Annotated in this window: 23 protein-coding genes and 3 tRNA genes; 12 read left to right on the plus strand and 14 right to left on the minus strand. The window is 61.1% G+C overall.

The genetic code is table 11. The features are described 5' to 3' along the window. Window positions 1–2: 2 nt before the first annotated feature. Both NKJ20_RS21645 and NKJ20_RS21650 read right to left on the minus strand, forming a co-directional pair. Window positions 3–845 carry an ABC transporter permease gene (locus NKJ20_RS21645; protein WP_502894982.1) on the minus strand — a complete coding sequence of 281 codons (843 nt, stop codon included), beginning with the start codon at window positions 843–845 and terminating at the stop codon, window positions 3–5. A 13-nt stretch (window positions 846–858) separates the two neighbouring features. Beyond that, window positions 859–1,965, minus strand: a complete 1,107-nt coding sequence (locus tag NKJ20_RS21650) for a polyamine ABC transporter substrate-binding protein (RefSeq protein WP_352746775.1) — start codon at window positions 1,963–1,965, stop codon at window positions 859–861. Between the two features lie 91 nt (window positions 1,966–2,056). On the opposite strand from NKJ20_RS21650, the gene NKJ20_RS21655 reads away from it, so the two are divergent. Continuing rightward, window positions 2,057–2,671: a TetR/AcrR family transcriptional regulator gene (locus NKJ20_RS21655; RefSeq protein WP_352746778.1), complete on the plus strand. Its 615-nt coding sequence runs from the start codon at window positions 2,057–2,059 to the stop codon at window positions 2,669–2,671. 31 nt (window positions 2,672–2,702) lie between these two features. Here NKJ20_RS21655 and NKJ20_RS21660 read toward each other — a convergent pair whose 3' ends face one another. Further along, complete coding sequence (locus tag NKJ20_RS21660; RefSeq protein ID WP_352746781.1) at window positions 2,703–2,903, minus strand: DUF2905 domain-containing protein; 201 nt, start codon at window positions 2,901–2,903, stop codon at window positions 2,703–2,705. 130 nt (window positions 2,904–3,033) lie between these two features. Between NKJ20_RS21660 and NKJ20_RS21665 the strand changes: the two genes are divergently transcribed. Beyond that, the gene (locus NKJ20_RS21665) at window positions 3,034–3,600 is read left to right on the plus strand and encodes a DUF2569 family protein (protein WP_352746784.1); all 567 of its coding nucleotides are present in this window, start codon (window positions 3,034–3,036) and stop codon (window positions 3,598–3,600) included. A gap of 64 nt (window positions 3,601–3,664) precedes the next feature. Here the strand turns inward: NKJ20_RS21665 and NKJ20_RS21670 are convergent, their stop codons facing one another. The 5 genes from NKJ20_RS21670 to NKJ20_RS21690 form a co-directional block, all read right to left on the minus strand. Beyond that, on the minus strand, window positions 3,665–3,931 hold the full coding sequence (locus NKJ20_RS21670; RefSeq protein WP_352746786.1) for a hypothetical protein: 267 nt from the start codon (window positions 3,929–3,931) through the stop codon (window positions 3,665–3,667). A 5-nt stretch (window positions 3,932–3,936) separates the two neighbouring features. Further along, complete coding sequence (locus tag NKJ20_RS21675) at window positions 3,937–4,302, minus strand: cupin domain-containing protein (protein ID WP_352746788.1); 366 nt, start codon at window positions 4,300–4,302, stop codon at window positions 3,937–3,939. A 135-nt stretch (window positions 4,303–4,437) separates the two neighbouring features. Then, window positions 4,438–4,635 (minus strand): hypothetical protein, encoded by a 198-nt coding sequence (locus NKJ20_RS21680; RefSeq protein ID WP_084641813.1) that lies wholly within the window; start codon window positions 4,633–4,635, stop codon window positions 4,438–4,440. Window positions 4,636–4,910: 275 nt separating this feature from the next. Then, the gene (locus NKJ20_RS21685) at window positions 4,911–5,150 is read right to left on the minus strand and encodes a hypothetical protein (protein WP_156937488.1); all 240 of its coding nucleotides are present in this window, start codon (window positions 5,148–5,150) and stop codon (window positions 4,911–4,913) included. A 153-nt stretch (window positions 5,151–5,303) separates the two neighbouring features. Continuing rightward, a tRNA-Thr gene (locus NKJ20_RS21690) sits at window positions 5,304–5,379 on the minus strand. Between the two features lie 156 nt (window positions 5,380–5,535). On the opposite strand from NKJ20_RS21690, the gene NKJ20_RS21695 reads away from it, so the two are divergent. The 3 genes from NKJ20_RS21695 to NKJ20_RS21705 all read left to right on the plus strand — a co-directional run bounded on the left by NKJ20_RS21695 (window position 5,536) and on the right by NKJ20_RS21705 (window position 6,963). Then, entirely contained in the window at window positions 5,536–5,703 is a 168-nt protein-coding gene (locus tag NKJ20_RS21695; protein ID WP_352492505.1) for a hypothetical protein, read from the plus strand. Between the two features lie 176 nt (window positions 5,704–5,879). Then, entirely contained in the window at window positions 5,880–6,179 is a 300-nt protein-coding gene (locus NKJ20_RS21700) for a BA14K family protein (RefSeq protein ID WP_352746790.1), read from the plus strand. A gap of 427 nt (window positions 6,180–6,606) precedes the next feature. Further along, window positions 6,607–6,963 carry a hypothetical protein gene (locus NKJ20_RS21705; RefSeq protein WP_352451067.1) on the plus strand — a complete coding sequence of 119 codons (357 nt, stop codon included), beginning with the start codon at window positions 6,607–6,609 and terminating at the stop codon, window positions 6,961–6,963. A 49-nt stretch (window positions 6,964–7,012) separates the two neighbouring features. On the opposite strand, the gene bhcR is transcribed toward NKJ20_RS21705, so the two are convergent. Continuing rightward, window positions 7,013–7,861 carry an HTH-type transcriptional regulator BhcR gene (bhcR, locus tag NKJ20_RS21710; protein WP_352746792.1) on the minus strand — a complete coding sequence of 283 codons (849 nt, stop codon included), beginning with the start codon at window positions 7,859–7,861 and terminating at the stop codon, window positions 7,013–7,015. Window positions 7,862–8,063: 202 nt separating this feature from the next. On the opposite strand from bhcR, the gene gcl reads away from it, so the two are divergent. The 3 genes from gcl (at window position 8,064) to NKJ20_RS21725 (ending at window position 11,800) form a co-directional block, all read left to right on the plus strand. Beyond that, a complete protein-coding gene (gene gcl / locus NKJ20_RS21715) occupies window positions 8,064–9,845 on the plus strand; it encodes a glyoxylate carboligase (RefSeq protein ID WP_352746794.1) in 1,782 nt (593 codons plus the stop codon). 23 nt (window positions 9,846–9,868) lie between these two features. After that, entirely contained in the window at window positions 9,869–10,666 is a 798-nt protein-coding gene (gene hyi, locus NKJ20_RS21720) for a hydroxypyruvate isomerase (RefSeq protein WP_352746796.1), read from the plus strand. A gap of 243 nt (window positions 10,667–10,909) precedes the next feature. Then, a complete protein-coding gene (locus NKJ20_RS21725; protein WP_352746798.1) occupies window positions 10,910–11,800 on the plus strand; it encodes a 2-hydroxy-3-oxopropionate reductase in 891 nt (296 codons plus the stop codon). A 113-nt stretch (window positions 11,801–11,913) separates the two neighbouring features. Here the strand turns inward: NKJ20_RS21725 and NKJ20_RS21730 are convergent, their stop codons facing one another. Continuing rightward, on the minus strand, window positions 11,914–12,765 hold the full coding sequence (locus tag NKJ20_RS21730; RefSeq protein WP_352746801.1) for a TrmH family RNA methyltransferase: 852 nt from the start codon (window positions 12,763–12,765) through the stop codon (window positions 11,914–11,916). A 202-nt stretch (window positions 12,766–12,967) separates the two neighbouring features. Here NKJ20_RS21730 and NKJ20_RS21735 point away from each other — a divergent pair. Then, window positions 12,968–13,052, plus strand: a tRNA-Tyr gene (locus NKJ20_RS21735). Window positions 13,053–13,119: 67 nt separating this feature from the next. Beyond that, window positions 13,120–13,193 (plus strand) — tRNA-Gly (locus NKJ20_RS21740). Window positions 13,194–13,355: 162 nt separating this feature from the next. Here the strand turns inward: NKJ20_RS21740 and NKJ20_RS21745 are convergent. Further along, window positions 13,356–13,823, minus strand: coding sequence for a YidB family protein (locus NKJ20_RS21745; protein WP_352746804.1), 468 nt, complete (start codon window positions 13,821–13,823; stop codon window positions 13,356–13,358). A 159-nt stretch (window positions 13,824–13,982) separates the two neighbouring features. On the opposite strand from NKJ20_RS21745, the gene NKJ20_RS21750 reads away from it, so the two are divergent. Continuing rightward, entirely contained in the window at window positions 13,983–14,240 is a 258-nt protein-coding gene (locus tag NKJ20_RS21750) for a GlsB/YeaQ/YmgE family stress response membrane protein (protein WP_023717513.1), read from the plus strand. Window positions 14,241–14,285: 45 nt separating this feature from the next. Here NKJ20_RS21750 and NKJ20_RS21755 read toward each other — a convergent pair whose 3' ends face one another. The 3 genes from NKJ20_RS21755 to NKJ20_RS21765 all read right to left on the minus strand — a co-directional run bounded on the left by NKJ20_RS21755 (window position 14,286) and on the right by NKJ20_RS21765 (window position 16,423). Then, entirely contained in the window at window positions 14,286–14,657 is a 372-nt protein-coding gene (locus NKJ20_RS21755) for a peptidoglycan recognition protein family protein (RefSeq protein ID WP_352746806.1), read from the minus strand. 395 nt (window positions 14,658–15,052) lie between these two features. Further along, window positions 15,053–15,502, minus strand: coding sequence for a GFA family protein (locus NKJ20_RS21760; protein ID WP_352746808.1), 450 nt, complete (start codon window positions 15,500–15,502; stop codon window positions 15,053–15,055). A 33-nt stretch (window positions 15,503–15,535) separates the two neighbouring features. After that, window positions 15,536–16,423: a DMT family transporter gene (locus NKJ20_RS21765; protein WP_352746811.1), complete on the minus strand. Its 888-nt coding sequence runs from the start codon at window positions 16,421–16,423 to the stop codon at window positions 15,536–15,538. 272 nt (window positions 16,424–16,695) lie between these two features. Here NKJ20_RS21765 and NKJ20_RS21770 point away from each other — a divergent pair. Then, window positions 16,696–16,834: GTP-binding protein (locus tag NKJ20_RS21770; protein WP_320306773.1), on the plus strand; the 139-nt coding region annotated here is incomplete at its 3' end.

Here is a 16,834-nt window from a genome sequence, read left to right on the forward strand (position 1 = left end):
GGTCAGGCCCGCTCGATCTTCAGCCAGCGGGAGCAGGCGAGATAGGCAATGGTGACGACCGCCATCAGGATGATCGACAGCGCCGAGGCGAGCGGAAAGTCGCCGCGCCGGCCGATCTGCATCATGACGAGTTGCGGCATCAAAAGCTCGTTGTTGCCGCCGAGGATCTGCGGCGTGATGTAGTCGCCGATGCACAGCACAAAGGTGAGGAAGGCGCCGACCATGATACCGGGGAGCGTCAGCGGCAGAACGACATGCAGGAAAGTCCGAACCGGCCCGGCGCCGAGGTCGGCGGCGGCCTTGCGGTAGCTGGGGCTGAGCTGCTTCAGATTGGCGAAGATCGTCAGCGTCAACAGCATGACGAAGAAATGCACGAAGCCGGTGACGGTGGCCAGCCGAGTATTGGCGAGCTGCAGCGGTTCGCTGGACAGGCCGGAGCCTGTCAGTGCGCGGTTGACGACGCCGTTTTGCGCCAGCACCAGCAGCCACGAATAGGAGCGCACGACATAGGAGGTCCAGAACGGCAGCACCGCCAGCATCAGCGCCAGCCGCTGCCAGCGCTCCGGCACCTGTTCGGCCAGGATCCAGGCAAAAGGATAGGCGAGCAGCACCGAGATCACGGTGACGATTGCTGTGACCTGCAGCGAGTTCACCATTGCCTGCCAGTAGGAAGGATTGGCAAAGAACTGGCTGTAGTTGGACAGCGTGAAGCCGCCGCCTTCATGCGCCGTCAGGCTGGATACCGCCATGGCGACGAAGGGCAGCACGAAGAACAGCAACGTCCAGCCGAGCGCCGGCGTGACCAGCGCCCAGGGCAGGGCACGCCCGCTGTTGGCGGCGTTCACGACCGGCAGCCGGTCATTGCGCCTGCAGCATTTCGGTCCAGACGTCCTGCATCTTCTTGTCGAGATCGGCGTTCGGCGCCGGATAGGACTGGGCGCGGGCGAGGAATTCCGGCTGCTCGTCGAAGCGCAGGATCTTCTTCTGCTCGTCGCTCAACGCCGCCTTGCTGTTTGCCGGCATGCCCCAATAGCAGGACGAGGTGGCGAGCCGCGCCTGGCCTTCGGGGCTCATAATGTACTGGATGAATTTAAGCGCCAGCTCCTTGTTCTTGGAATCCTTGAACATTGCCAGCGACTGCGACCACAGCACGGCCCCTTCTTTCGGTATCGAGAAGTCGAGGGCAGGGTTTTCCTTGGCCAGTCCCGCCGTCACCCATTCGCCGCCGCCGACCAGAATGTCGACCTCGCCGGTCGCCAGCGCCGTCTGGCTGGCGGTCACTTCGCCGACCAGCTTGGCGTTGGCCTTCATTTTGAGCAGCTCTTCCTTGATGGCGGGAAGGTCGGCTTCGGTCAGGTCGGCGGTCTTTTTGCCGATCGCCAGTGCGGCCATGCCGATGACCGGCAGGTAATAATCGTAGATGGCGATCTTGCCCTTGTATTTATCGCCGGTCAGCGCGGCAAGCGACTGCATGTCGGCCGGATCGACCTTGGTCTTGTTGTAGCCGATCGTGTTGTAGCCGAACTTTTCGGTGATGCCGTAGCGCTTGCCGTCGACGACGGTGGAACTGTCCATCTTCACCTGCGGAAACAGGTCGGCCAGCGGCAGCTTGTCTTCCGGCAGTGGCTCGAACAGGCCTTTTTCGACGCCGCGTGGCACGTCGATGCTGTCGATCACCATCACGTCCCAATCGCCGGGCTGTGATTGATCGACGATCGCCAGGCCGGCGCCGGTGCCTTCGAACTCCTTGACATTGACCTTGACGCCGTTGGCCTCCTCGAACGGCTGCAGCAGCGCCGGATCGGCGTGATCGCACCAGATCAGTGCGTTGAGATCCTGCGCCTGAGCGAGGCTGCCCGCCGCCAGCAGCAGTGCTGCCGCGGCACAGGCGCCTTGGAGATGGCTCTTTAGAACGGAAAGAGGATTCCTGACGGTTGGATTGGGGGTCTTTGGATTGACGGACATCGAGTGTTCTCCCTTGCCTTTTTGGCTTGTAGGAAAAAATTGAACCAATTCTAAAATTGAGTCAATTCTGTTTTTGTGGCAAACAGCCGATATGAGCGGATTGCGGGCAAGGCAGAAGGCGGATCGGCACCGCCGCATCATCGAGGCAGCGGCGGCGCTTTTCCGCGATGCCGGTTATGAAGGCGCCAAGATCGAGACCATCGCGGCGCAGGCCGAAGTCTCGGTCGGCACCATTTACAATTACTACCAGAACAAGGGCGACATCCTCGGCGCCATCGTCTCGATGGAGGTCAACGAGGTGCTGAATGCCGGGCGCGGCGTCGTCGCCAACCCGCCGGCAAATGTCGGCGACGCGCTGGATACGCTGCTCGGCATCTATATCGAGCATTCGCTGCATTATCTCAGCAAGGAGATGTGGCGACAGGCGATGGCGATCTCGACGCAACTGCCCGACAGCCCGTTCGGCCAGGCCTATACCGGGCTGGACCGCGCCCTGACAGAGCAGATCCGCGCGCTGATCGTCCGCCTGCAGGCGCTCGGCCTGGTGCGCCGCGACATCGACGGGCCGGCACTCGGCGAACTCATCTTCAACAACATGAACATGATGTTCATCGAATTCGTGAAGCGCGAAGGGGCGAGGATTGCCGAGTTGCGGGCGGCGATACGACGGCAGAACCGGATTTTGGTTGCGGCGATCGGAGTGTAAGAAGATCAAGGGCCCGCAGCCGGAGGATCGCCTACCGGTTGATCAGCCATAGAATGGCCGAGAGCACGATGCTGACCAGTATCCCCGTGGTGATAGGGACATAAAGCCTGAAGTTCTCACGCTCGATCACGATATCGCCGGGCAGCCTGCCAAGGCCGGTCCGAGCCAACCAAGGCCACAGCAGGGCTAAGGCAACTATGCTGAGACCAACGACGATCAGAGTTCGCGACATGGCAGCATCCTGCCGGAAATAGCATCGTGCCAGAAATATAGTGTTGCAAGCAGCGCTTCCTTTCGATGTTGCCTCTTGAGTTGAGGTTGAAATCTGATACAACCTAAAAGGGTATCAAGGGAGGGATTGGATGCAGATTTCCATCTGGCATTGGGCTATGGTGCTGCTGCTGATCGGCGTGCCTGTTTTCTTTGCCGTTCGGTCAGCCGCAAAGCCATTACAGGATACTTCGGCTCTCGTAGGTTTCGGAGGCTGGCTTATGCTGCTGGCGATCCTTCAGGCTTTCTCCCCGCTACGCACGCTCGTCTCATTGGGCTCATCGAGTGAAGGCTACCGACAGCTCATGACGCTCCCGAATGGCACCTTGGCGGTCTACGGAGAGATTGCCCTCTTGCTGGCGTTTGTGGTGTTCCAGGTGGTTGTGCTCTTTGCGATGCTGCTGCGGAGTTACCGCTTCAAGCAGCTATTCCTGTATCAGTGGTTTGCAATACCAATCGTGTTTATTCTGGACGCGGTATGGATCTCAGCGGTTATGAGCGCTCCCGTGAGCTTGGTGCTTGCATGGGATGCGCTGGTAATGCCCGCAGTTTCTTTTGTACTGACCGGGATCTGGGTCGCCTACGTCTACAAGTCGGTCAGGGTGAGAAACACGTTCGACAGGGCCGCCATATCCGGTCAGGTCGCGAGTGCTTCATAGAGCTTGCCGCGAGTCCTGCGTATGGCTGCCGACAAAAATGCCGGGCGCCCAATATGGACCCGGATCATCCGGCTACTAGGCCTGCTCGAGCGAGGATTTCAGGAGCCGGCATGACATGCCCGTGCGGCTTGCAGTAGACGGGGTCGATCGCGTGATAGCCAAGCAGATGGCCGAGTGGCGCCAGGAACCCCAGCGCCACTCGCTGAATCGCAGGTGGCGGGTGCGTGAAGACGATCACGTCGGCAAATTCTCTGGCGATGACTGCTGCCTGAAGCGGCGAAGGTCTACCTTTTCTGTCCACCTTGCCGGCATTGGCCAGGCCGAAGAGCATGCCGATCAGCAGCTCGAAACGGTTCGGTCGACATTGTCCGCACCTGGCGCCCGGTCGACTTCGACCAGGACATGCGCTTCTTCGGTTTTGCTGCTGTTCCACCAATCATGTGCGACGCCTGCTTCGACCATGGCGGATTGGCCAGGCCCCAGGGACAAACTTTTCCCGGCGATGCAAGCGTCGAGACGGCCACGGAGGATGGTAAACCGTCCCGTCAGGTTCGGGTGGAAGTGCTCGCCCACCACTGCGGCTCCCGGCCGGGCGGTCAGATGAGCGATGCCAGGTCCCTGGCCGCGGTCTTCGGTGCCACGCAGGATGACCGCATATTCGCCGGTCACCTTGTTCTCGTAGACATCTCCACAGCGTGACATGGATCGGCTCCGGAGTTTCAGAGCACCACTGCTCGGCAACTCTATCGTCAAAGGCTTGGTCGTTCAACGACGCTCCAACGGGCGATTGCGGAAACACCAGTTGCCGGCTCTTCGTCAACGCGGGCGATCAGCGCTCTACCGAACATGCTTAGGCGGCCGCGCACGCGGAAACGGCACGACCGTCAGTGGCGCCTTGCGGAATTCCGCGATGGCTATTTCTTCAATCAGCGCGTCGAGGGCCTCGTTGACGCGTCGGCTCGTTTCATCCGCGCCGCAGAGGCGGTTTTGTGCGCACTCCAAAAGCTCGCGCGCCGCGGCGAAATCACTTCGCATGACAACACCCTTTGGTTTTTGGCCCGCCGCACCGACATTGTCGGCGCGCTTAATTGAGCGAGTGCTAATATACACAGGAGCAATTTAATCGAATGGTACGAGATGGCCGAGGCCGGGAGAGAGGGCCGAAATGACGGCTCTGCAACCGCGAAGTCACGCCCGGGCTCAGCGTCTCTAGATATGAGATGCTAACTCGTTGTCTGGCGACAGATTTTGCCAGCAATTTCACGGAAGTTTCTGGTGACCCGACGAGGACGGTCCCGACACGTACGCCCCTAATACGATCTTGGGCGGCTTATATATTCTCTGGCGGCGGCAATCTGGCGCCGGTGCTCGCGGAGGAAGGCTGCGCCGAAACAAATGGCGAAGGCCAGTACTGAAAGGCTTGTCGTTGCTCTTGATGTTGGATCGGGATCGGGACTTAGCAGGAAACGGAAACCGAACGCGAAGGCGAAGACGATAAATCCGCCAAATATGCCGTTGATGAAGGGGGCGGTCGTGCGTTTCTGCTCCAACGAAGACTCCTAGGTTTTCCGCTAGGGAACTATGGTTTCCGCTAGGGAATATATGCGTTGAAGCTGATGTGCTACCGATCCTGACGGCCCCGGCCTGTGGATATCGGGGATGAGCAGATATCAAGCGCCCCGGAGGTCTCAAGAAGCCCGTACTGGTGCCCCCGGACGGAATCGAACCGCCGACCTTCGGTTTACAAAACCGCTGCTCTACCAGCTGAGCTACAAGGGCACGGCGCTCCGGTTACCATATCTGCCGCGCCAGTAAAGACAAAACTCCGTTTTCGGCTGCCGCGAACGCGCCGGTTCTGCCGCCAGGGCGTCCTGAAAACGGCCAATTCGCTTCCTATATTGATCGAAGATGCAATCGCATCAGCGAGGCAGTCGCATGATCAGGTTTGTCATCATTCTCCCGCTCGTCGTCGTGGCCTGGGTTCTCCTGGTGAAGCTCATCAAGGACCTGAAGCGCGCCAATATCGACTGGACCGGCGTCACCACCATCATCGGTTTCATCGCGCTCGCCTTCTGGCTGCGGCATATCACCGGCATGGGATGAGGCCTGCCGACTGTTTCGGTGAACTGTCGACGGCGCGACCGTTCGTGTTCGCGCATCAGACCGCGCGATTTCTCCCGCCGAGAAAAAATCCAAAAAGACCTTCGAACCTTTTTCCTTGTTGCGACGACTGATGGTCAAGAGGCGGTTGGATCGCCTCCCACAACAAGGAGATCGTCATGTTCAAGCGCACCATCGTTGCCGGCCTCGTCGCCACCACTGTCGCCGCCGCCATGCTGGTCGGCACCGTTCAGCCGTCGGCCGCCCATCACAAGCACAAGCACCTCGGCATCGGCATTGCCGCAGGTGTCGGCGGCTTCCTGCTCGGCAGCGCGCTGGCCCAGCCGCGCACTGTCTATATCGAGGAAGGCGGCGGCTCGTGGCACGTCCGGCGCTGCCTCAATCGCTACCAGAGCTACGACCCGTACTCGGACACCTATGTCGGCTACGACGGCTATCGCCATCGCTGCTGGCTTTGAGGGCCACGATGCCAGCTTGGGAGGAGGTGACCGTTTCATGCAACCGGAAGAAGGGCGCCCCACTGGCCCTTTTTCTGTTGTTCGGCGATAGGCTTCTTGTCGAAATCGACTGACTATCAGTGTCGGCGCTGCCCCTCATCTGCCTGCCAGCATCTTCTCCCCGTATAGTGACGGGGAGAAGGGACGCTCTCGGCGATGATTTTGCCAGTCTCCAGCGCTGCAAGAGGGCGCCAAGGTCTCGGTCAGCTTCTTTCTCCCCGTCACTATACGGGGAGAAATGCCCGGCAGGGCAATGAGGGGCAGCGCCAGCTTCAGTCTCCAAGCAATTGAGCTATCATTTTGTCTCTGATTTCACCAGGAACCCGGCAGTATACAGCGATTTCCCAACAGCCTAATCTGCACCGATACCGAAACAGGGAGAGGGCGCTTGGGCGAGCACGATCCGAACGAAGAGCCGATCGAGACGGTTTTCCGCAACGGCACAATCACCACAGTCGGCATCCTGCTGGCGTTCTCGCTGGGCTTCATCACGCATTGGGCCGCCAACCCGATACCATGGGAAATCTATCACCTGGCCGCCGTCGTGCCGATTTTGATCGGCATTGCCCTGCAGATACGAGCGCTGCGGTTGCTGCTCGACATAACGTCTCTACAACGGCGCGTTTATGAACGCGCCAATCGTATCTTCATTGCCGGCCTCATCTTCACCGCCTGCGGAGTTGGGCTGGCGATGCTGCTTGATTTCTACGACCTATCGACCAAGAGCGCGGTGCCCGGGGCCTAGCTCTGGCCATCCTGGCAGATGTCGCACCATTCCGCGCTGGTCAGCGCTGCTATGCGCTCGGCTCGCTGCCAAGGCCGGGAGGGGTCGGCAGTCCGCCGATCATCCTCGTCACCTCCGCCGCCGCATCGTGCACCAGCGGCCCGATCTCGGCCAGCCGTTCCGGCGTGACCCGTACTGTCGGCCCGGAGACCGAAACGCCGCCGATCGGCTCGCCGAATTCATTGAAGATGGCGGCGGCAACGCAGCGCATGCCCGGATGCCGCTCCTCGTCGTCAACCGACCAGCCGCGCAGCTTGATCGTCACCAGGTCGCGGGCGAGAGCCGAGATATCGGACAGCGTGTTTTCGGTGAAGCGCTCCAGCCCGGCCCGGCGCAGGATGGTGGCGACGCGCTCCGGCTCGAGATACGCCAGCACCGCCTTGCCGATGCCCGATGCATGGAAAGAGCTGCGCGTGCCCGGCCGGAAAAAGGCGCGGATCGCCTGGTGCGTCTCGACCTGACTGACGAAGACGACGCAATCGTCCTCGGCGACGCCGAGATTGGCGGTCTCGCCGGTCTTCTCCATCAATTCCTGCATGACGATGCGGGCGCGGTCGACCAGCTTGCGGCGGCGCAGGAACGCCGCCCCCATGCGATAGGTCTCGACGCCGATCGACCACAGTTGGTCAGGGCCGTCGAACTCGACCATGCCGTGGTTTTCCAGCGTCGTCAGCATGCGGTAGGCGGTGGATGCCGGCAGACCGGAACTGGCGGCGATCTCGCTCAGCGACAGGCCACTGCCATCGGCGACGATTGCCAGGATCCGCAGCGCCCGGTCCAGCGACTGCACCGAGGCGGCCTCGGCCGGCCCGTTGAAGGCGCGCGGCCGGCCGCGCTGGCGTTTTTCGGTGGTTTCCATCGGGCCATTCTTCGCTCTGTTCGCCCAACAAGCAATGAAAAAGTTTTTCACCGATTTGCGAAGCGAATTCGTGGAAAACAGAAAGACCAATCAATTCAACCAACAAGAGCTGTTTTCTAGAAATGGAAAAATATTCTGAAAAAATTGAAAAATCATTGGTGCGCTGGCATCATCGGCTATCAACAATTCCGTGGAGGCTGACATGGCCAGGATGCGCGCAGTCGACGCAGCGGTTCTCGTTCTCGAAAAGGAAGGCATCTCCTGTGCCTTCGGCGTGCCGGGTGCTGCGATCAACCCGCTCTATTCGGCACTGAAGGCGAGGGGCAGTATCCGCCACATCCTTGCGCGTCACGTCGAGGCGGCCTCGCATATGGCCGAAGGGTTTACCCGCGCCAGATCGGGCAATATCGGTCTGTGCATCGGCACCTCGGGTCCTGCCGGCACCGACATGATCACCGGCCTCTATTCGGCCGCTGCCGATTCAATTCCCATCCTCTGCATCACCGGGCAGGCGCCGCGCGCGCGTCTCAACAAGGAGGATTTTCAGGCCGTCGACATTGCGGCGATCGCTGCACCCGTCGCCAAATGGGCGGTCACCGTCATGGAACCCTATCTCGTGCCGATGGCGCTGCAGAAAGCGTTCCATCTGATGCGCTCGTCGCGGCCGGGGCCGGTGCTGATCGATTTGCCTGTCGATGTGCAACTGACCGAGATCGAGTTCGACATCGATGCCTACGAGCCGCTGGTGCCGTTCAAGCCGGCAATGTCGCGCGCCCAGGCCGAGAAGGCGTTGACGATGCTGAATGCGGCGGAAAAGCCTGTCATCGTCGCCGGCGGCGGCATCATCAACGCCGATGCGTCCGATCTGCTGATCGAGTTCGCCGAGGTCGCCGGCGTGCCTGTCATTCCGACGCTGATGGGCTGGGGCGCGATCCCCGACGACCACCGCCTGATGGCCGGCATGTGCGGGCTGCAGACCTCGCACCGCTATGGCAATGCCACGATGCTCGAAGCCGATTTCGTTTTCGGCATCGGCAACCGCTGGGCCAACCGCCACACCGGTTCGGTCGACGTCTACACCAAGGGCAAGAAATTCATCCACGTCGATATCGAGCCGACGCAGATCGGCCGGGTCTTCGCACCAGACCTTGGCGTCGTCTCGGACGCCGGTGCGGCGCTGAAAATGCTGCTCGACGTCGCAACCGAATGGAGGACGGCCGGGAAATTGCGCGACTGGTCGGGCTGGGCCGGCGAATGCCGGCAGCGCAAGAAGACGATGAAACGCAAGACGCATTTCGACCAGGTGCCGCTGAAGCCGCAGCGCGTCTACGAGGAGATGAACAAGGCGTTCGGCCGCGACACCACCTATGTCACCACGATCGGCCTGTCCCAGATCGCCGGGGCGCAATTCCTGCACGTCTACAAGCCACGCAACTGGATCAATTGCGGCCAGGCCGGCCCGCTCGGCTGGACATTGCCGGCAGCCCTCGGCGTTCGGGCCGCTGATCCGGACCGCACAATTGTGGCATTGTCCGGCGACTATGATTTCCAGTTCATGATCGAGGAACTGGCGGCCGGCGCACAGCACAAATTGCCCTACATCCATGTCGTCGTGAACAATGCCTATCTCGGCCTGATCCGCCAGGCGCAGCGCGGCTTTTCGATGGATTTCGAAGTCAGCCTCGCCTTCGAGAACGTCAATCGACAGGGCGATCCAGAGGCGGGCTACGGCGTCGACCACGTCGCCGTTGCCGAGGCGATGGGCTGCAAGGCCGTCAGGGTGCGCCGGCCGGAGGAATTCGCCGGTGCCTTCGAAGAGGCAAAGCGCCTGATGGACGAGCACCAGGTTCCGGTGGTGCTCGAATTCATCCTCGAGCGCGTCACCAACGTTTCGATGGGTACCGAAATCGACAAGGTCACCGAATTCGAGGAGCTTGCCGAACGCCATGAAGATGCCCCCACGGCGATCGTCATGCTCGATTAAGCCGCACATGAGGAACTACTGCCATGCCACGGTTCTCAGCCAATCTTTCGATGCTCTTTGGCGAGCATGACTTCCTCGACCGCTTCGATGCCGCCGCCCGCGCCGGCTTCAAGGGCGTCGAGTATATCGGCCCCTATGACCATGCGCCGGATGTCGTCGCGGCCAGGTTGAAGAAGAACGGGCTGACGCAGGTCCTGTTCAACCTGCCTGCCGGCGACTGGGCCAAGGGCGAGCGCGGCATCGCGATCCTGCCCGACCGCGTGCCGGAGTTCCGGCAGGGCATTGCCAAGGTCGTCACCTATGCCCATGCGCTCGGCTGCGAGCAGGTCAACTGCCTCGCCGGTATCGCGCCGCAAGGCGTCGATCGCTCCGCGCTGGAAGACGTCTTCGCCGAAAATCTGGCTTTCGCGGCCGAAAAGCTGGAGCAGGCCGGCATCAGGCTGCTGATCGAGCCGATCAACACCCGCGACATTCCGGGTTTTTTCCTGAATTACTCGGATCAGGCCCTGGCGCTGATCGACCGCGTCGGCTCGAAGAACCTGTTCCTGCAATACGATATCTATCACATGCAGATCATGGAGGGGGATCTCGCCCGTACCATCGAGGCACACCTCAACCGCATCGCGCATATCCAGCTTGCGGATAATCCCGGCCGTCATGAGCCGGGGACGGGCGAGATCAATTTTCCCTTCCTGTACAACCACATCGACCGCATCGGCTATTCCGGCTGGATCGGGGCGGAGTACAAGCCGAAGGCTGGAACAGAAGCCGGGCTTGGCTGGTTTCGGGACGCGGCCGGGAAGGGCAGCGCGGCGGCGTAGACGCTACGCATCGCACGTCGCGTTCCTGCGCGCCCCCCTCTGGCCTGCCCTCTTTGCCAAAACTTGGCATCTCCCCCACAAGGAGGGAGATTGGATGTCACCGCCGCTTTCGCCAATTTTCGAGGTCGGGAAAGTTTAAGGGCCGGCGCGGCAACTGCCGATCTCCCCACTCGTGGGGGAGATGGCCGGCAGGCCAGAGGGGGGCCCGCAGGAAAGCCCCCTTAACAAGAAACGGAGAAAAACATGGACACAATCGGCTTCATCGGTCTCGGCATCATGGGCGCGCCGATGGCGGGGCATTTGCTAGACGCCGGTTATCAGGTCGTCGCCAGCGACCACCGCTCGAAACCGCCGGCCGACCTCGTCGCCAAGGGCCTGAAGGCCGTCACCGGCCATGATGCCGTCGCGCGTGCCGCCGACATCGTCATCACCATGGTTCCGGATACGCCGCAGGTCGCCGACGTGCTGTTCGGTGAGAACGGCGTCGCGTCAGGCCTCACTAAAGGCAAGCTGGTCATCGACATGAGCTCGATCTCGCCGATCGAGACCAAGGCCTTTGCAAAAAAGATCAACGATCTCGGCTGCGACTACCTCGACGCGCCGGTGTCGGGCGGCGAGGTCGGGGCCAAAGCGGCATCGCTGACGATCATGGTCGGCGGCGAAAAAAATGCCTACGAACGCGTCAGGCCTATCTTCGAGAAGTTGGGCAAGAACATCACTTTGGTCGGGCCTAACGGCGTCGGCCAGACCACCAAGGTCGCCAATCAGATCGTCGTCGCGCTGACTATCGAGGCCGTCGCCGAAGCGCTTGTCTTTGCTTCAAAAGCCGGCGCCGACCCGGCCAAGGTCCGGCAGGCGCTGATGGGCGGGCTCGCAAACTCGCGCATCCTGGAAGTGCATGGCGAGCGCATGATCAAGCGCACTTTCGCGCCCGGCTTCCGCATCGAACTCCACCAGAAGGATCTCAATCTGGCGCTGGAAGGCGCGAAGGCGCTTGGGGTAGCACTACCCAACACTTCAACGACGCAGCAATTGTTCAACTCGTGCGCGGCGAATGGCGGGTCAAAGGAGGATCATTCGGCGCTGGTTCGGGCGCTGGAGCGGATGGCGGGATGTGAAGTGGGTCAAAAGTGAATAGTGAATGGTGAATGGTGAATGGTGAATAGGTAGTCAGTTGCAGATAGGTGAGTAGTTGGTAGTGAATTGGTCACGACTTACGGACAGTCTCACCATTCACCATTCACCATTCACTCTTTCAAAAATTTCCTCGCCGCATAAAGCGCCACCGCCGCGGCATTCGACACGTTGAGCGAGCGGATGGCGCCCGGCATGTCGAGGCGGGCGAGCGTCGTCACCGTTTCGCGCGTTTTCTGGCGCAGGCCTTTGCCCTCGGCGCCAAGTACCAACGCGATCTTTTCTCCGGCAAAGCTCGTTTCGAGCTCGGCCGGCCCGTCCGAATCCAGGCCGATCGTCTGGAATCCGGCCTCGTGCAGCTGCCCCAGCGCGTCGGCGAGGTTCTTCACCTCGATCTGATCGATATGCTCGAGCGCGCCGGAGGCCGATTTCGCCAGCACGCCGGATTCCTGCGGGCTGTGGCGCGCCGTGGTGATCAGTGCACCGGCGCCGAAAGCCACGGCCGAGCGCAGGATCGCACCGACATTGTGCGGATCGGTGATCTGGTCGAGCACCAGCACCAGACTGGTGTCGCCGAGCGCATCGAGGCGTTTCGGTTTCAGCGGCTCGGCCTCGATCAGCACGCCCTGGTGCACGGCATCCGAGCCGGTGACCTTGTCGATGTCCCTGGGTTCGACCAGTTCCGCCTTGAAGGGCAAAGCGCCAAGGTCGGCGATTGCCAGCCGCTCGGCAGCGTTGCGCGTCACCAGCATCTTCTTGATTTTTCGGCGCGGATTGTCGAGTGCGGCCCGCACCGTGTGCAGCCCGTAAAGCCGCACCAGCCCGTCCGCGGCGTTCTCGCCGGCCGGCACCGGCTGGCGCGGCCTGAACGCCGGCGCGCCGCCGCTCTTCTCGTCGCGATGCGCGCGCCGCAGCTTGGCGTAGTGGGTGTCTTTCGGGGTCTTCGATTTGTTATCGTTGCTCATGGCCGGCTTCTATAGCCGTGTCGTCCGGCCATGGATACAGCTGCATAAGCTGCTTGTCGGGCGAGGTGCGAAATTCAGCGCTTTTTGCCGGACTGTTGCGGTTGACAGTTTTGGGCGCTGCCGCCATAAGGCGCTTCGCGGAAGGGCTGCTCAGGCAGCCGCGACGCGTCGATGCCTCGTTGCATGGCTCCGGCGGCAGACTGGAGAGGTGCCCGAGTGGTTAAAGGGGACGGACTGTAAATCCGTTGGCTATGCCTACGTTGGTTCAAATCCAACCCTCTCCACCACTGCCGGCCCGGAAGCCCTGAAACGCAGAGCGAGCGTCGGAGCGGATCCGATGCTTGACTGAAAGGCGCGGGTATAGCTCAGTGGTAGAGCAGCAGCCTTCCAAGCTGAATATGCGGGTTCGATTCCCGCTACCCGCTCCAGATTTCCCGCAGCCGCGGCGCACCTCGCGCACGATGCCGAAGGCAGCCCCAAGCGAAGCGCTTTGCCGATAGTTCAAAGTATTCGTTGCGCGTCCAGACGGACGCGCATCTTAATCTGTGTTATCGTTGTCCCGAACCGCAGGCGGCGTTGGGCGACAGGCGTCAGCTCGCGAATTTGCTGAATATGGACGCGAGCTGGTTCTGCTGCGGCACTTGCCCGTTCGGCGTCAACTGGTCGACAAGCCCTGGCAAGGCTGCGGATAGCTGCTTGAGCAGGTCCTGCTGGTTCAGGCCCGTCCTTTGCGCGATCTCCTGGATGATTTGTGGCCCGAGAGCACTGCCCAGATCGCTGGGGTTGATCGGCTGGTTCTGACCGGTACCGACCCACGAATTGGCAACGTTGCCGTGGCCGGCGTCCTTCAGTTTGTCGAGCAGGCCGCCCAGACCGCCGAGCAGGCCGCCATCGGCGGATGTGGTTGTATCGGGCGGGATGGGGGCAGGGCTTTGCGCTGCCTCCGTCTGGGCGGAACTTCCACCGCTCAGCATTTTTCCCACCAAAAGTGCGCCGAGCGCGATCATCAGCGGCTTGGCGACGTTGCCGCCGGGAACGGCATTGTCAAACAGTCCCATTGTGGATCTCCATGTCAAATTGCCCGTCCGTCTCCGACAATGACGCATTCATGGCGAATTTCAAGCCGGTTTGAGCTTTCCGTAATCATGATTTTCAAGTTGGCTTGAGCTTTGCTTAATAATGTGGAAGTAATCGAGCGCGGGGAACGGAGAGGAAAAATGTCAATATTAAGCTGGATTATTCTCGGCGTCATCGCCGGCTTCATAGGCAGCAAGATCGTCAATAAAAGCGGGCAAGGCCTTGTGCTCGATATCGTGCTTGGGATCGTCGGCGCCATCGTCGGCGGGCTCATCTTTAGCGCCTTTGGAGCGTCGGGCGTTACCGGGCTCAACATCTATAGCCTGATAGTCGCCGTGGTCGGTGCGGTGGTGGTCCTGTGGGCCTATCACCAGTTCAGCGGCAAGAGGGCTCTGTAGAAGCCGCTCGGCAATTGCGTCGGCATTCGGGTGAATGCCGACCGCCTATCTGATCCTTTTGAGGATTTCGCGGATCAGCGTGTTGTGGCCGGCTTCCAGCCCTCTCACCATGATCGGCCATAATTCCTCGAGCAATCGCTGCCATACCGCATCGCGCCCAATCCTCACCGGTAGATTTGGCATCGCGCCCATTGCCACCGTCACGTCGCGGCGCAGCCGCTCGCCACAGGCGCTTGCGCCGCTGATCGTCGGATCGAAGGGCAGCCGGGTGAAATCCCATTTTCCGCGCTGCTCGATGCCGAGATTACTCTCGACTTCGGCATGCGACAGCACCGTTTTGGGCGTGACCTTGATGCGGTAGTATTTGCAGAGTTCGGCGACGACGGCGGCCATCGCGTCCCACTGCGCCCTGGTCATCGGATAGCGGCCGGCATCGAAACGGCCTTTGCTCCGCCCCGGCCATGCAGCAGAGCGAAACCCCGATCGAGCCGCCGTTGCAGTTGAGCGTGTGCGCGGCATATCCCGGTTTTACCCGGCCTGAATTGAGCGCGATCGAAGGCCGGCCCCTGACCAGGCGGCCATTCCCCTCGACCAGTATGTGATACGCATCCCTGTCGGTATCGCCGGCCGAATGCGAGCCGGCCGTCCAGTGGCAAATGACGCGCTTCATCGCAACATTGGGCAACCAGTCGGGCGGCAATGCCACAGAAATCCCCCGCGACATAGGTTCAGTGACGGAGCACAGTATAGTTTCCTTGGCGGCGGACGCGAAAACGAAACGATAATTTGGTTGAGCGTTTTCTAACGGTCAGCTATTCGCCGGCATCTCCGGCGGCCGCGTGTTCTCTGTATTGCGGCAGATCGTCGGTGATCATGAACCACTTCGCCTTGGAGCCGACGAAGATGTGCTGCGTCGGGCGGATGGTCGGCTCGTCGACGAGGCTTCCCATGGCGACATGCACGAAGGCACCGTCGCGGACCACCGAATAGAGCAACGAGCCGCAAGTGTTGCAGTGCGCGTCATGGCCGGTGTCGTCGCCGAAGATCATGAGATTGTCCTCGCCCTTGGTCAGGCTCAGCCTGTCGCGCTCGATGCCGGCGAATGGCTTGAAGGCCGAGCCGGTGGTGCGCCGGCAGTTCGAGCAGTGGCAGTTCGCGGCATAGACGAACGCGTCCGCCACAGCGTACTGAACGGCGCCGCACAGGCACTTTCCGATAAGCCTGCGGTTGCGTGAATTCTGGTTGTCATCCGGGCTTGCCACGCGCTCCTCCTATTGTGCAGGCCGATTTCAGTTTCAAGCGACGACGGTCAACCGGCGCTTGCGCTCGTCGAGCGAGACGATGGTCAACCCGCTGGCCACCACCAACAGGATGCCGCAGATGGCCAGCGCATTCGGGAGCTGCCGGAAAACCACCAGGCCTGAAATCACCGCCCAGACGGTAAAGCAATAGTAGAACGGCGCTACCACGCTGGTCGGCCCGACGCGATAGGCCATGAAGATGAAGAAGTGGCCGAAGATCAGGAACAGTCCGGCGCCGCCCATCAGCAGCAGGTGACGGATTTCAGGCACCACCCACTGCTCGGAAACCAGATGCGCAACGCCGGCGCCCGCGAGCACGACAATCACCGCGGAAATAGCTACGACCATTCCCGGCACGTCGGCGGCGACCTTGCGTCCGGCCAGATCGCGCGCCGCGGACAGGGCGGCATTGCCTAGCGCCAGCAGGGCGTAGACCGAAATCCCCTGCATCGTCGGTTGTGCCACCATCACTGCGCCGATAAAGCCGAGCCCGATCAGCGCCAGGCGCAGCCCACCGATCCGTTCGCCAAACAGCATCGAGGAGCCGACCAGCATCAGCAAGGGCGTGATCTGCCCGAGCGCGGTCGAATCGGCGATCTGCATGTTGGCGAGCGCCACCACGTAGCAAAGGATCGCACCCAGTTCGAGCATGTTCCTGCGCAAAACCTTGGCGTCGAGGATCAGCGGGATCTGCTTGCCATAGCCCAGCATGAACAGCAGCGGAATGCCCCACAATGTTGCCGCAGCGCCGCGCAGGAACAGCACCTCATAGGGCGGCAGTCCCGCGGTTGCTAGCTTCATCATCGTGTCGTTGACGATGTAGGACCCGGTCGAAACGACCATGAACAGCGGGCCTCGTATGGCAGTCGGGATGAAATGCATCGGCCCACGAAATCAGACCGGCGCCAGGGCGGCAATGGGCCAGATCCGGCTGTAAATCCGTCAAAGCCGTCAGCCGCAGCCGCAATCATTCCATTTGCCCTTGTTCGTTCCTATATCCGCGCCACATTCTCCGAAACCGGATCACGCGTTCGGGCCGGGCGAGCGCGCTCGGCGACAAGGCACTTGTGTTTTTCGGCCTTAGTCGCTAATCGCCCCGCATTCGACTGAACTGAAGGTCCAGGCCGTCCCCAGGCCGTCCAAGGAAAGAGACTATGGCAAAAGGTAAATTCGAGCGCACTAAGCCTCATGTGAACATTGGCACGATCGGTCACGTCGACCATGGCAAGACGTCGCTGACGGCGGCGATCACCAAGTATTTTGGCGAATACAAGCGCTACGACCAGATCGATG

It is taken from the genome of Mesorhizobium sp. M0185 (assembly GCF_040322175.1).
In the GTDB taxonomy this organism is placed as follows: Bacteria; Pseudomonadota; Alphaproteobacteria; order Rhizobiales; family Rhizobiaceae; genus Mesorhizobium.

Excerpts from the sequence above, each read along its gene's own strand:
- NKJ20_RS21745 (WP_352746804.1), bottom strand. The coding sequence starts at position 13,823 with ATGGGACTGTTTGACAATGCCGTTCCCGGCGGCAACGTCGCCAAGCCG.
- NKJ20_RS21765 (WP_352746811.1), bottom strand. The coding sequence starts at position 16,423 with ATGCATTTCATCCCGACTGCCATACGAGGCCCGCTGTTCATGGTCGTT.
- NKJ20_RS21660 (WP_352746781.1), bottom strand. The coding sequence starts at position 2,903 with ATGTCGCGAACTCTGATCGTCGTTGGTCTCAGCATAGTTGCCTTAGCC.
- hyi (WP_352746796.1), top strand. The coding sequence starts at position 9,869 with ATGCCACGGTTCTCAGCCAATCTTTCGATGCTCTTTGGCGAGCATGAC.
- bhcR (WP_352746792.1), bottom strand. The coding sequence starts at position 7,861 with ATGGAAACCACCGAAAAACGCCAGCGCGGCCGGCCGCGCGCCTTCAAC.
- NKJ20_RS21670 (WP_352746786.1), bottom strand. The coding sequence starts at position 3,931 with ATGCTCTTCGGCCTGGCCAATGCCGGCAAGGTGGACAGAAAAGGTAGA.
- NKJ20_RS21680 (WP_084641813.1), bottom strand. The coding sequence starts at position 4,635 with ATGCGAAGTGATTTCGCCGCGGCGCGCGAGCTTTTGGAGTGCGCACAA.
- NKJ20_RS21695 (WP_352492505.1), top strand. The coding sequence starts at position 5,536 with ATGATCAGGTTTGTCATCATTCTCCCGCTCGTCGTCGTGGCCTGGGTT.
- NKJ20_RS21655 (WP_352746778.1), top strand. The coding sequence starts at position 2,057 with ATGAGCGGATTGCGGGCAAGGCAGAAGGCGGATCGGCACCGCCGCATC.
- NKJ20_RS21755 (WP_352746806.1), bottom strand. The coding sequence starts at position 14,657 with ATGACCAGGGCGCAGTGGGACGCGATGGCCGCCGTCGTCGCCGAACTC.
- NKJ20_RS21675 (WP_352746788.1), bottom strand. The coding sequence starts at position 4,302 with ATGTCACGCTGTGGAGATGTCTACGAGAACAAGGTGACCGGCGAATAT.
- NKJ20_RS21750 (WP_023717513.1), top strand. The coding sequence starts at position 13,983 with ATGTCAATATTAAGCTGGATTATTCTCGGCGTCATCGCCGGCTTCATA.
- NKJ20_RS21725 (WP_352746798.1), top strand. The coding sequence starts at position 10,910 with ATGGACACAATCGGCTTCATCGGTCTCGGCATCATGGGCGCGCCGATG.
- NKJ20_RS21730 (WP_352746801.1), bottom strand. The coding sequence starts at position 12,765 with ATGAGCAACGATAACAAATCGAAGACCCCGAAAGACACCCACTACGCC.
- gcl (WP_352746794.1), top strand. The coding sequence starts at position 8,064 with ATGGCCAGGATGCGCGCAGTCGACGCAGCGGTTCTCGTTCTCGAAAAG.
- NKJ20_RS21700 (WP_352746790.1), top strand. The coding sequence starts at position 5,880 with ATGTTCAAGCGCACCATCGTTGCCGGCCTCGTCGCCACCACTGTCGCC.
- NKJ20_RS21650 (WP_352746775.1), bottom strand. The coding sequence starts at position 1,965 with ATGTCCGTCAATCCAAAGACCCCCAATCCAACCGTCAGGAATCCTCTT.
- NKJ20_RS21665 (WP_352746784.1), top strand. The coding sequence starts at position 3,034 with ATGCAGATTTCCATCTGGCATTGGGCTATGGTGCTGCTGCTGATCGGC.